The sequence below is a fragment of the Candidatus Chlorohelix allophototropha genome, from assembly GCF_030389965.1.
Classification (GTDB): domain Bacteria; phylum Chloroflexota; class Chloroflexia; order Chloroheliales; family Chloroheliaceae; genus Chlorohelix; species Chlorohelix allophototropha.
On record NZ_CP128400.1, the window covers coordinates 182,420 to 194,827 of the forward strand.

A 12,408-nucleotide genomic window follows, 5' to 3' on the forward strand; every position below is an offset into this window, starting at 1 on the left:
CTGCCCACTTAACTATTACTGGAACTAACCAATAACTGGGTGTAGGGATGTTGCGGGTCTTCCAGTATTTGGTCAGTCAATCCATTTTCCACTACTCGTCCGTTTTTCATCACCAAAGTGCGCTCGCTTAACAAGCGGATTACGCCCAAGTCGTGGGAAACCACTACAATCGCCACGCCACTCTCACGCTGCACCTCTTTTACTAAGTCAATAACCCCCGCTTGTACTGAAACATCCAAGCCGGTGGTCATCTCATCCAACAAGAGCAAGACGGGATGATTCGCCAAAGCCTTTGCGATTTGAACACGCTGCTGCATGCCGCCGCTGAAAAAAGCCGGGTAATGATCCATCCGATTTAGCGGCACTTCCATTCGGTTCAACAAAGCCCCGGAGCGTTCCCTGATTTCAGCCACATTGCGCCACTCTGCCGCCAAAAGTCTCTCCGCAATGTTACCGCCTGCCGTAATGTGCAAGTGCAAACCCTGTGCCGGGTTCTGACGTACCATACCCATCACAAAATCCTGTAGATAACGCGCTTGCTGACTACTGGCTTGGAATATATCTTGTCGCCCATTCCCGAAGGATTTTAGAAAAGCCTGTCCCTTGGAGGGTGCTACATCCCCGTAGAGGCAGCGCAACAGTGTGGTTTTACCGCTACCGCTTTCTCCCACCACGCCTAGAATCTCACCCTCGTACACCTCAAAATTAACATCGGCGCAAGCCACCAGCGTACCGCAATTGGAACAAGTATTAGAGTCTGTTTCCGGTCCGGTTAACTCTAGGCAGCGCGGACAACCGTGTCCGTAAATACGGGTGAGATTTTCAACCACCAACAAGGGGGTCTCCACCTCCACGTTTGTTTGTTTTGGGGCTGTTTCGGTTATCATCCGGCGAACTCCTTTTGCATTTCACGCTCTGCTGCTTTCTTTGCGACTCGTTCATCGCAGTAGGCGGTGTCCGAACACATATAGGTCTTTTGCCCTGCCTCGGTGGTTATCTCATCCAAGAAAGAGTGTTCCGCTCCGCAACGCTGGCAGCGTATCCCGTGGAAATCCTCTACAGTGAAGGGGTAATCCTCGAAATCGAGTGGTATTACCGCAGTACGCGGCGGAACCGCATACAACCTTTTTTCGCGTCCTGCCCCGAACAGCGAAAGATGCTCAGCGTTGTGAAGTTTCTCCACATCCCAACGTGGGATTGGGCTAGGAGCCATCACATACCGTCCATTCACCATTACAGGGTAACTGTAGGCACGCGCTAAAAGCCCATGCTTTACAATTTCTTCGTATAACGCCACCCACATTCGGCTGTAATTCTTATCGGCATGCATTCGCCGTGTGGCGTTTTCGGAGCGTTCCACCAAACGCAATGGCTCTGGCAATGGAACTTGCAAGACTAACAATTGTCCCGCCTGCATTTTTTCTTCTGGAATGCGGTGGCGGGTTTGGATTATAGTGGCTTCGGTAGTTTGGAAGGTGGTGGTAACGTCTGGTGCGGTGCGCTCAATCAGGCGGCGAATGTTGGCAGCATTAACTCCCGCGTCAGTTCCCTGATCAATTACTTTAACTATATCTCCCTGCCCGATTAGAGAAAGAGTTATTTGCAGACCGCCAGTACCCCAACCGCGCCCGATGGGTAATTCTCGCGAACCGAATGGCACTTGGTATCCGGGTATGGCAACGGCTTTAAGTAAGTTGCGCCGGATTTCTCTTTTGCTGCCTTCATCTAGGAAAGCGTAATTATAATTTTCTTCGGTGGTAATTAAATCTTTCAGCATTACTTTTTCCTTGCTTCCGCAGCATATGCCAAGCGGGTTTCTTCGCGAGAGCGGTCAAGACTGGACTGGAAGGTAACATAGTGTGGCAACTTTAGATGCTCTACAAACCCACTCGATTCAACGCTGTCTATGTGATAAAGCACAAATTCTTGGTCGCTGCTAGGGGCATCTCCGCCTATGTCCATCGCTCTATCTAGGATAGACATCGAAATCGCTTTGCGTTCGTTCTGTCCATAAACCAAGCCATAGCCTAGCTCATACAATGGCTCGGCTTTTTCTTCATTATTGTTTGTCGATTCTTGTTGCGCAATTCCGTCTTTATCCCGACCCACAATACTGTAGTCGTGGTTTAAGGCTTCTACTTCCGTAACCCGCAACTGCCCTATTGTGACCGGATTACCGGTGAGTGGATGCAAAAACTCGACCGGAACTTTCCCGTAGCGCAATTCCGAAATGGTAGGATGAACCATCCCATAGCCACGCAACGAACTATAGCCTAACGCCACCATCGCTCCCGTTTCGCCCCGTGCTAATGTTTGCAACCGAGCGGAACGAGGGGCGGGAAATTTCAGCGTATCTCTGGTGATGTCAAAAGGTTCTTGCTCAGAAGGGGCGAGTGCGGTAAGCAAGCCTTCCGCCCGTAACAAGTCTGAAACCCTTGAAAACTTGGGCATGTCTGTTGTCGCTTTTGGTTGCTGGAAGGCAGATTCAGGGGCGCGAATTTCTTCTATGAGATTGAAATCAAGTAGGCGCTGAGTGTAATCGCGCGTACGACCAAGCACTTGACCACCGGGGATATTTTTAAACGCGCTGGAAATTCGCCGCAAAACTTTCATTCGGCTTGTATCAATCGGCAAGGAGTAGCCCAATCGCTCTAGGGTGGACTTATAAGCGCGGAGTAAAAACCCCGCCTCCATCAAATCCCCTTCTGCCTGTTTTAAAGCCAACGCTGCCAACTTTTCGTCATACAATCCGGCTTCGCTCATTACCTGATCTACCGCCATACGTTGTTGCTCAATAAGCTGGTCTATTTGCAATAGTTCGCTATGACATTGCAATCTGCCGAGTTTTACCAGTTCCTCAGCGGCAAGGATTGCATCTATACCGCCTTTTACCGCTACGTAACCCATCTAAAAATCCTCCCCTATTCGTCCCTCTTCCAGAATGGACAGGCGGGTGCTGCGTGGCAGACCGACCAATACACCTCCCGGAGTTAGCCAGAAAACATCTATGCCCAGAGGGTAAGCGGCATTGACCTCTCCAAGAGAAACAAAAAAGGTGGCGTTTGTGCCTGCCACCCAGAGTCTTTGTCCAAGTTTTACGCCGGGTCCGCTCAATTCCAGTAAAGCGCCTTTCTTACCTTCCGGGTTTTCTCCCAACAGGTCGGGTACTAGGCATATAAGGGTTGCGGACGAGTCAGGGTAAATAAGGTTACCGGGCTTTAGCTGAGCAGGTAGCGAAGCAACCGGAGGCTGTAGAGTAAACACATAATCGGCTTTGTCCCGAGGAACACTGCGACAATTGGCGCTTGTGCAAATTACGCTTGAAAGGTCGGCAGCAATTGTTTCATCGCCCAATAAGCAAAAAGTAACTTCATGGTCTAAGATGGTTGCGAGAAATGCGCCCAACGTTTCAAAGTGGGCGTAATTCCGGGAAGAATTAGGTAAAGTGTTCCCAAAGAAATCCCCGGTCTTGGGTAAATGGAAAACCTGACCGGGGTTTGCCAATGCATCCAACATTACTCGGAAAATTTTCTGACTGTCACGGGTGTGGTCAAAACGGCGGGCGGGTGTTAATGAAATAGCGCTCAAGCTCAAGCCTCCATTTCGTCGAAATTTACTTTGGTAGCCGCGATTGTTGCCCACTCTGCGGCATCTTTTTCTTGCTGGAGTTGTGACATTAAGGTCAACGTTTCCAGTATATCCGGTGAAAGCGGATGGGATGCTTCCAAAGCAGCGTCACAAATAGCTCCGGCGAGGGCGTGCATCCGGTCGCTGCCGAGAACTAGCATGTATCCCGTTCCGCCCTGAAGTTGCACCTCCGCTTCCGTTACAAGGGCTTCCCCGAAGTTAAATATTTCACCTTTGGCAGTTTCGCGAGCGCGAATCATCATTATCGCCGGGTGAGGTTGCCGAGTTATTTCTAGTTCAATTCCTGAATCCAGCAAGCGGTCAGCCATCACCACCAGAGGCTCAGATGGGCCGGCTGCCATTATTTCAAAGCGTTTTTCTCTATCCATTTTGGCTTACAAACCTTTTTATGTTATTATTTAATTGCGTAAAGCTTTACGCAATTTTTATAGCATTCAAAAACAGTCCTGTCAATAGCGAATTTTGAAAATGATAAAATCAGAAGATGGGAAAGAACGGCTGGTTTTGGCTATAAACCCCGTAATAGGACACAACCTAGTCAGCCAAGCTGATAAAATAAAGACCCTAGAACAATACCTTGAGCAGGTGTTGGAGATCCCTGTACAGGTTGGGTTGTGGGAAAATTACGAAGAAACCCTAAACGGTATGGAGCGCGGAGAAATTGATGCGGCTCGATTGGGGTTATATGCCTTTGCTCAGGCGCAGGCTCGTTTTGGGGCGCGTGCTCTCGCCAACGCTATTGAGGTTTCTGCCGGAGACAATGCCCCACCAGTGCCTTACCGGAGCGTTATCTTTACTCGTAAGGATACAGGGATTGTCGGGTTAATCCAATTAAAAGGACAGGAATTTGGTTTTGTTGACCGAAATTCGTCAACAGGCTACCTAGTGCCTTCTCTCATGCTGGATCAGGCAGGCTTAAAGCCTGCTACCGACCTAAAACCACATTTCTTACTAGGTCATAATACAGTGGTAGAGGCTGTTTGCCAAGGAAAACTGTTTGCCGGAGCGACGATGCAATCAGCCTACTTGCACCATTTACAAGAACACCCCACTTGCAGTTTGCAGTTGCTGGCTACTTCCCCACTTCTATCCAGAGGACCGGTGGCAGTTCGACCGGGGTTGCCCCCCCGGCTTGAGCATAAATTATTGCAAGCATTGGTACAGCTAGACCAGCGTGTACCGGAAGCAGCCTCATTACTTATTCCTACCAACCAACGCTTTACCCCAGCAGCACAACGTGAAATGACCCTGAAAACCGTGGCGGAATTAGCCGGGGTGAGTTATGGGACTGTATCTCGCGCTATAAACGGGCGCGCCCGGATTGCTCCAGACACGACTGCTCGCATTTTAAAACTGGTGGAAGAATTGGGTTACCGTCCCAACTCAAATGCTCGCAACTTACACCAGAATCGGGGCGATTTAATTGGGCTGCTCATACCCACTTTGCAGATTCCCGCACTGGATGAGATCGTAGCCGGAATACAGGCAGTATTCAGTGAAGTAGGTTTGCAATTGGTGGTATGTCCAGCGGTTTTAAACGGAATGGCGGGGGAGAGCAGAAAAGCTTTTTTTGAACTGCTGTATAACAACCGTCTGGAAGGTATGATAATGACCCAGTATGATGCGGCTACTAGGGAAGCCGGTGAATTGGCGCGGAGTGGACGACCTTATGCTTTGTTAGAACAGGATTTGTTAGGAGAAGGTCTTATTACTGCCAGAAATTGGATAGAGGTACAGGGACACCACCGTATAGCCTTAGTACAAGAACAGGGTTCGTTGCTGGAAGCAGGTTTCATGCGTCAAGTCTTCGCCCGACAAGCTGCTCCAGAACTAGAATTTACCGAAGAAATCAACACTATTTCTAGCTGGCTAGAAACAATTTTGCAAAAACCGGAGCCGCCTACCCTTATTTTCTGTTCAGGCGACCGAACTGCGCTGTCAGTGCAAAAAACCCTATTGGCGCAACTTTCAATAGATTTGAGTGTGCTGGGGTTTGGGAATAGCGACTTGGCAAAGTGGGGCGGGTTTCCCAGCCTAGCTTTTCATGGCGTGGGGCTTGGACGGTTAGTAGCTTTGCGCCTGCTTAAAATGCTAAATATGCCTAGCCTAACCCTCTCAGAGCCCCCCTTACGAACTTGGATTGAGGTGCATCACTAACTGTAGATTACCCGTTATTAACTACTTATTAATAAATTAATATAAAAACAAATAAAATGATTTTTGAACCTCTCTGCTTTCCTACAACTACTCCTCTTTTGTAGTGAATTTTAAACCCCTATTAACATTTAGTTTATAACTCCTTTATATGCCTGTTCTATGATTTTACTAAGAGCGTTTCTTAAAACTGAGTAAAGAAGAAAGTTGAAATAAAAAAGAATAATGGGTAAGCTCGTATTATGAGTACAAGAAAAGCTTACCCTACCGACCCGAGCGATGCCGAGTGGGAAATCATTATGCCATATTTCCCCCCTAACAGTCGAGAAGGTCGTCCCAGAGTACATCCCTATCGTGAAATAGTCTGCGCCATCTTCTACTTACTCAAAACTGGTTGCCAATGGGAAATGCTTCCACAAGAGTTTCCTCATTGGAAAACAGTCTATCACTACTACCGTCTGTGGCGCTGGAACGGTCTTTGGCAACGTATTTACGAGGCACTACACCAAAAAGTGCGAGTTAAGGCAGGACGAAATCCCCAACCCAGCGCTGGTATCATCGATAGCCAGTCAGTAAAAACCACCGAAGTTGGAGGAATACGGGGTTACGATGCAGGAAAAAAGGTGAATGGGCGCAAGCGGCACCTGCTGGTGGACACCTTGGGCTTTCCGATCGTGGTCAAAGTACAAGCTGCGAATATACAAGATCGAGATGGGGCAATAGAAGTGCTGGCCACTGCTGAGAATAAATGCCGTACCCTGAAGTTGGTATGGGCGGATGGAGGTTACAGCGGAAAGTTGGTAGAGTGGGTGGCTGGAATGTTCGATTTTGAACTGGAAATAGTCAAACGCACCGACGATATTAAAGGTTTTAAGGTACAACCGCGTCGTTGGGTAGTAGAACGGACGCATGCCTGGATCGGGCGGAACCGACGAATGGCGAAAGAGTATGAGCGTTTACCACAGCATTCGGAAGCCAATATTTACATTTCTATGATCCGTTTGGCTCTCAAAAGGCTTTCTAAACTTTCGCCTTGATCTAGTTTTAAGAATGGCTCTAAGTTTATGTGTCTTAGCTTTCCCTTTAACAGGAAATTGCTCTCGCATTTTGAATTAGCGTAAAAAGAAAATGGAAAATTTAAATAACGGTTCTGCTCCCTTGCTTGAAATTGAAAACCTTCGCAAGGTTTACCCAAACGGTTATGAAGCTCTTTCGAACATCAGCTTCAATATTCGCGGTGGAGAATTTGTGTGTATTATCGGGCGGAGCGGTGCAGGTAAATCTACCTTGCTACGCTGCATAAACGGGCTTATTCCCATAACCGGCGGAAAACTGAGCGTTCACGGTGAAGACTTGGGCGGTATGTCCGAAAAGGAAAAGCTGCTCATGCGGCGACGCATTGGCTTTATTTTTCAGGAATTCAACTTAGTTGACCGTCTGAGCGCCCTTCGCAATGTTTTGTTGGGACGAATAGGCTACATGAGCGATTTTAATGCCTTGATCGGTTACTTTAGCCAAGCTGACCGTGAACTGGCGCTGTGGTGTCTGCAAAGAGTAAATATGGTGCATCGCGCCAGAAACCGGGCGGATAGTCTTTCCGGCGGCGAAAAACAGCGCGTCGCCATTGCACGCGCGCTTGCTCAAAAACCTCTGCTGCTGCTGGCAGATGAACCAGTCGCCAGTCTCGACCCAGAACTGGCTTGGGGAGTTATGGACGATTTAAAAACCGTCTCCAGAGAAGAAAACTTGCCCACACTGGTTAATATTCACGATTTGGAAATTGCCAAAAAATTTGCTGACCGGATTATCGGGATTGCTAAAGGACGGATTGTTTTTGATGGAGTGGTTGCCGACCTCACAAACGAAATCTTGAGTGAACTGTACCGCAGCGATAACCCGAATCTAAAATCCCGTTATTAATCATAAAGCCCTTTGTTGATTGGTTTGGTAAGGTTTAGCGCTTCAGAAGAGGGATATTAAATTGTCGATTGAAGAAGAAGATATTGAAAAGATGACAGAGGGTAAGCACGCCGAAGTAGTCACTATTGCTAGTATCGGTGGGTTAAGTGGCGAGCGCGTTTTCATAAATAGTTTTGTGCAAGGACCGAATAAAGCACTAGCTAAGCCCTTCGGAACTATAAATTGGACTTTGTTGATTCCACTAGCAGTTTTCACCGTTGCCGCTATTTTCTTTTTCGAGCGCGTACTAGATTTTGGCAAGTTCAGCCTAAATTGGACCATCTATTTCGATGTGGATTTGGTGGGGGGTCTGTTGGTCGTTCTAGGATTGGCACTTTCAATTGGTCCGAAAGCTATAAAAAACCCTCGTCTATTGGCAAAACAAGACACGCGCACTACTCTGGTGCTTCTGGGTTTGGTAGCCATCTTTTTCTTCTTCAAGATTGTAAACTTCGGTACTTTTAAATATATACTGGATAAAATTGACCTCAACGGTGTTTTAGGGATTATATCTATAGCTCTAATTTGCGTGATGGCATTACGGGGAAGCAAACTGTCGATAGCGGCGCTGGTGTGCTTTTTCCTTTGGTGGGGGTTTAGTGTCAAGGTTAGCGGGGCTGGTGCGACTGCCCAGAATTTCGGGTTTTCTACGGTGGTGGATCTCTTTACTAGCGAACGCGGGGGCGCTTTAATCGGCAGGTTTGTACCATCCAAGTGGCAAAACTTTGTAAATGCTATAGACCCCCTCTTTTTAACCGTACAAACCGCAATTGCTTCTACAGTCATTGGGGCGATTGTTGCCTTACCCGTTAGTATTTTAGCAGCAAAAAATACAAGTCCGCACCCGGCGATTTACAATATTGTGCGTTTTATCACCAATACCATCCGTTCCATTCCCGCCCTTATTATGGCTCTTTTGTTTATCCCCTTTGTGGGTTTAGGACCTGCCGCCGGTATCTTGGGATTGGGTATTCACGCGATTTCTGTATTAACCAAGCTATATTCAGAAGCTTTTGAATCGGTCAAACCGCAACCTATTGAAGCGATGAGCGCGGTGGGAGCTGACGGCTTGAAATCCTTCCGTTGGGGTGTTTTCCCACAAGCTTTCCCATTGGTTGCAAGTTACTCCATATTTACCTTTGAGTCCAACACCCGCGACTCCACCGTGGTTGCCTTTGTTGGTGGCGGGGGTCTGGGTTTTCTCTTACAACAATCCATAAATTTACTGGACTACGGATATGTGTCCATGCTGGTAATTATGCTGATTATAGCTGTAACAATAATGGATCGTTTCAGCGCGTTTATTCGCGGAAAAATTATTTAATAATTTCGCTTTTATTCTATATAGCGAGCTTTCTAAAGCAAGCTCATTGCAAACAAAGTCTATTGCACTTGCACAATTGTTCAATCTAAGAAGGAGAGTTTATGAACAAACTGTATCGAGTAATGTCAGGTTTGTTAGTATCATTGGTGCTGGTTGTAGTTTTAGCGGCTTGTGGCGATAACACTGCTACTTCAGTTCCCACTACGGCTGCGACCACTGCGGCTGCGACCACCGCCGCTGCAACTACTGTGACTGCGACTACTGCGGCTGCGACTACTGCGGCTGCGACTACTGCAGCTGCAACTACCGCCGCTGCGACTACCGCCGCTGCTACCAAGACTCCGGCTCCTACCCTTATTGCTACCATTGGCGCTTCATCGTCTACCGCCAAAGTTAGCCTCAAAGCTCTGCGCTTAGGCGCTATTCCGGCTGAAAACGTTCAGAAAGTATTGAGCGACACCACTCCTTTTGCAACGGCGCTTTCTCAGCAGTTGGGCATCCAAGTCGAGCTTTTTGTAGGTCCTAGCTACACCTCAGTTATCGAAGCGCTGGCTGCCAATAAACTGGACGTAGCTATCTTTGGTCCTTTCAGCTATGTTTTGGCAAGCAGCAAATATAATGCTCAAGTTTTTGCCTTGATGTTAGGTACTAAGGGTGAAAAAACTTACAATAGCTTCATTATCACCACTCCCAAGACCGGCATTAAAACCCTTGCTGATTTGAAAGGTCATAGCTTCTCGTTTGTTGACGTAGCTTCCGCCAGCGGTAACTTGGTTCCTCGTTACTCCCTGATTACCAAAGCCAAATTAGACCCTGATAAGGACGTAAACGGTGTCTTCACCGGTTCCCACGATGCTTCGCTATTAGCGGTGCAGAGCGGTAAGGTTGATGCCGGAGCAGTCGCCAGCGACATATTCCAGAAGTACATTGACAACGGCACTGTCAAAGCCGAAGAAATCGTTATAGTTGACAAGAGCTTTGACATTCCCAACAGCCCTGTAGCCTATCGCAATGACCTGAGCGATACCGACAAGGCTGCTATCAAGAACGCCTTCTTGTCTATTAAAGACACGGCTGCTTTGAATTCAATGGGTAATGGCGGTTTTATTGAAGCCACCGAATCTTATTGGGACCCGATCCGCGACATTGCAAAAGTATTGAACGTGGATTTGACCAAGCTGAAGTAATTTTCCCCTTTCTTAAAAAAGATGGTTGGTACATACCAGCCATCTTTTTTTTATCAAGTAAACTCGAAAACCCTTACTTCTCTCATCTTTTTCCCACCGGCGTACAGCCTAAAACGGCTGGGCAAATATTAACAGCCTCTTAACACTTGAAAACGTAAAAATAACATCCTATTAAATTTTCCTTTATATCTTCCGGCTAATATATTTGTAGCTAAGTTTATAAAACATTTGCTTATTGCTTTATTCAAGGCAAGCATTAGAGGATGAGGTTGCTAATTATGTTAGAGCAATCCGGTTTAAGAAAACCAGAATTAATTAAGCCTTCCACTTATTTTATTACAAAGCTTGCCAAGTTTATAACAAATATTACCGCTCCTCCTCTTATAGCTATTCCTTGCTTGATTATTCTGGGTTTGCAGGATGAGCATAATCGGGGAATCCATAATAATCTTTTTATCAGCCTAGCAATTGCTATTATTTTTGGGGCAACCCTTCCAATTATTCTAGTCGTGACGATGTATCTTTTAAAAAAGATTAACGATATTCATATCGCAACTAGGGAACAACGTTACGTGCCTTTTCTTCTGACCATAATAAGTTTTATTATTGGGACTTGTTTGCTTTGGCTTATCACTGGGTTTAGTTGGTTAACAGTGGTGATGGCGAGTTATAGTATTAACACTCTGGTTGTAATGTTAATTAACTTTCGATGGAAAATTAGCATTCACGCCACCAGCATTGGGGGAATAGTAGCGGCTTTTACAATGCTAGGTGGCTGGATGGCTACGCCACTGATCAGTATAGTTGGGTTGGTAACTTGGGCTAGAGTATATTTAAAAGCTCATACTACCGGGCAGGTTTTGGTAGGTAGTTTGTTAGGTTTCTTCTTTACCCTCCTTCAGCTTATTATTCTCCTTCAGTCATAAAAATAGCTCCGGTAATAATTAATGAAGTCACATCAATATTTTTATGGCAGGATTTGAACAGGTGGAATCTTTGAATCACCCACAAATAAATCATTATCAAATACTGGCGAACTGTGAAGAACTGCTGGTCTGTCAATTGGCAGAGAAAGTTTTGATGGAATATCCCACTGGGCAATTGCGTCTTCTTAGTGGACCACTACAGGGATTGGTAATGCTGCGTATGAGAGAATCGGTAGAAGATCGTCAGTTCAACGCCGGAGAGATTCTAGTTACTGAAGTTAAATTGGAATTGGATGGGCAGTTTGGTTATGGAATGGTGCTGGGCAAGAGCGAACGCCGGGCTATGGCAGTGGCGTTGGTGGATGCCGCTCTTCGTAAAGATGGTCTGTTGGCTGAGTGGCTTAAAACTGAGCTTGAACGAATCAATGAAATTCTTCTCTCCAATAGGGAGCGCCTTTACCAGATTGTAAATACCACTAGAGTTGAATTTGAAACAATGTAATTCTAAAGGAACACCGCTAAGATGCAAACAACACGGCTACAAAAGCCGGAAGATAAAATCTATTTTAATGCCGCGACCTTCCGCCTTCTGCTAGATTGTATGTCCCGACCGGGAAAAATAATTCAACTGAATAGTCCGGATTTTTTAGATCAAGCTCCCGACCATCCCGATTTCGTGGGCGTTCCTTTGAATTCTTTTGCGCTAGGGGCGTTTTTGAGCTTACTAGATGGAGAAGTGGGCTTTGCGGTAGGCGTGAGTGAAAACTGGGTTGCGTCGGATGCTGAAATAGCTCGGTGGCTAACCCTTCGCTGCGGTTCAAAGCTAACAGTACCTAGTGAGGCGGCGCTGGCATTTTTCTGTGAAGGTACAAGCGTCAATTCGATTAGAGACTTACATCAGGGCACTTTGCTTGAACCTGAATTGAGCGCAACAGTTTTTTATTGCGTTGAAAAGCTGGCAGAAATAACTGACCAAGAGGATTCCGCGAAGCAAGGGCTGGAATTGGAGTTAAAAGGACCGGGGATTTTAAATTTCCGCAGGCTTTCGGTAGACGGAATAACAAGGGATGGAATTGCTGAAATAACGGCTGCCAGACATTACCCACTGGGTGTGGATGTGTTTCTGGTAGATCGGTCGGGACTTTGCGTTGGGCTTCCCCGCACTACAAAAATAGAAGTAATCTCTTTGCAGTCGCGCTAAATAAGGAGA

The 12,408-nt window shown here is 46.7% G+C and carries 13 protein-coding genes; 8 read left to right on the top strand and 5 right to left on the bottom strand.

Translation table 11 applies throughout. From position 1 onward, the window contains the following. Positions 1-8 precede the first annotated feature (8 nt). Genes OZ401_RS13595 through phnG (OZ401_RS13615) form a run of 5 tightly spaced genes read right to left on the bottom strand, consistent with a single transcriptional unit; the run spans position 9 to position 4,016 of the window. Positions 9-887 (bottom strand): ATP-binding cassette domain-containing protein, encoded by an 879-nt coding sequence (locus OZ401_RS13595; RefSeq protein WP_341471015.1) that lies wholly within the window; start codon positions 885-887, stop codon positions 9-11. Next, positions 884-1,777 (bottom strand): alpha-D-ribose 1-methylphosphonate 5-phosphate C-P-lyase PhnJ, encoded by an 894-nt coding sequence (locus OZ401_RS13600; protein ID WP_341471016.1) that lies wholly within the window; start codon positions 1,775-1,777, stop codon positions 884-886. Before OZ401_RS13600 ends, OZ401_RS13595 begins: the two co-directional genes overlap by 4 nt. Continuing rightward, the gene (locus tag OZ401_RS13605; protein ID WP_341471017.1) at positions 1,777-2,907 is read right to left on the bottom strand and encodes a carbon-phosphorus lyase complex subunit PhnI; all 1,131 of its coding nucleotides are present in this window, start codon (positions 2,905-2,907) and stop codon (positions 1,777-1,779) included. The genes OZ401_RS13600 and OZ401_RS13605 overlap by 1 nt, the downstream gene beginning before the upstream one ends. Next, positions 2,908-3,588, bottom strand: coding sequence for a phosphonate C-P lyase system protein PhnH (phnH, locus tag OZ401_RS13610; RefSeq protein WP_341471018.1), 681 nt, complete (start codon positions 3,586-3,588; stop codon positions 2,908-2,910). A gap of 2 nt (positions 3,589-3,590) precedes the next feature. After that, positions 3,591-4,016, bottom strand: a complete 426-nt coding sequence (gene phnG / locus OZ401_RS13615; RefSeq protein WP_341471019.1) for a phosphonate C-P lyase system protein PhnG — start codon at positions 4,014-4,016, stop codon at positions 3,591-3,593. 100 nt (positions 4,017-4,116) lie between these two features. Between phnG (OZ401_RS13615) and phnD the strand changes: the two genes are divergently transcribed. From phnD to phnH (OZ401_RS13655), 8 genes are all read left to right on the top strand, one after another. After that, a complete protein-coding gene (gene phnD / locus OZ401_RS13620) occupies positions 4,117-5,805 on the top strand; it encodes a phosphate/phosphite/phosphonate ABC transporter substrate-binding protein (protein ID WP_341471020.1) in 1,689 nt (562 codons plus the stop codon). A gap of 239 nt (positions 5,806-6,044) precedes the next feature. Continuing rightward, positions 6,045-6,839 carry an IS5 family transposase gene (locus OZ401_RS13625; protein WP_341469196.1) on the top strand — a complete coding sequence of 265 codons (795 nt, stop codon included), beginning with the start codon at positions 6,045-6,047 and terminating at the stop codon, positions 6,837-6,839. A gap of 91 nt (positions 6,840-6,930) precedes the next feature. Further along, positions 6,931-7,722 (top strand): phosphonate ABC transporter ATP-binding protein, encoded by a 792-nt coding sequence (phnC, locus tag OZ401_RS13630; protein ID WP_341471021.1) that lies wholly within the window; start codon positions 6,931-6,933, stop codon positions 7,720-7,722. 61 nt (positions 7,723-7,783) lie between these two features. Then, complete coding sequence (gene phnE, locus OZ401_RS13635) at positions 7,784-9,085, top strand: phosphonate ABC transporter, permease protein PhnE (RefSeq protein WP_341471022.1); 1,302 nt, start codon at positions 7,784-7,786, stop codon at positions 9,083-9,085. Positions 9,086-9,186: 101 nt separating this feature from the next. Beyond that, positions 9,187-10,272, top strand: coding sequence for a phosphate/phosphite/phosphonate ABC transporter substrate-binding protein (locus OZ401_RS13640; RefSeq protein ID WP_341471023.1), 1,086 nt, complete (start codon positions 9,187-9,189; stop codon positions 10,270-10,272). Between the two features lie 278 nt (positions 10,273-10,550). Then, entirely contained in the window at positions 10,551-11,198 is a 648-nt protein-coding gene (locus OZ401_RS13645) for a phosphatase PAP2 family protein (protein ID WP_341471024.1), read from the top strand. A 70-nt stretch (positions 11,199-11,268) separates the two neighbouring features. Beyond that, positions 11,269-11,700, top strand: coding sequence for a phosphonate C-P lyase system protein PhnG (gene phnG, locus OZ401_RS13650; protein WP_341471025.1), 432 nt, complete (start codon positions 11,269-11,271; stop codon positions 11,698-11,700). A 21-nt stretch (positions 11,701-11,721) separates the two neighbouring features. Further along, the gene (phnH, locus tag OZ401_RS13655; protein WP_341471026.1) at positions 11,722-12,399 is read left to right on the top strand and encodes a phosphonate C-P lyase system protein PhnH; all 678 of its coding nucleotides are present in this window, start codon (positions 11,722-11,724) and stop codon (positions 12,397-12,399) included. The last annotated feature ends 9 nt before the right edge of the window (positions 12,400-12,408 follow it).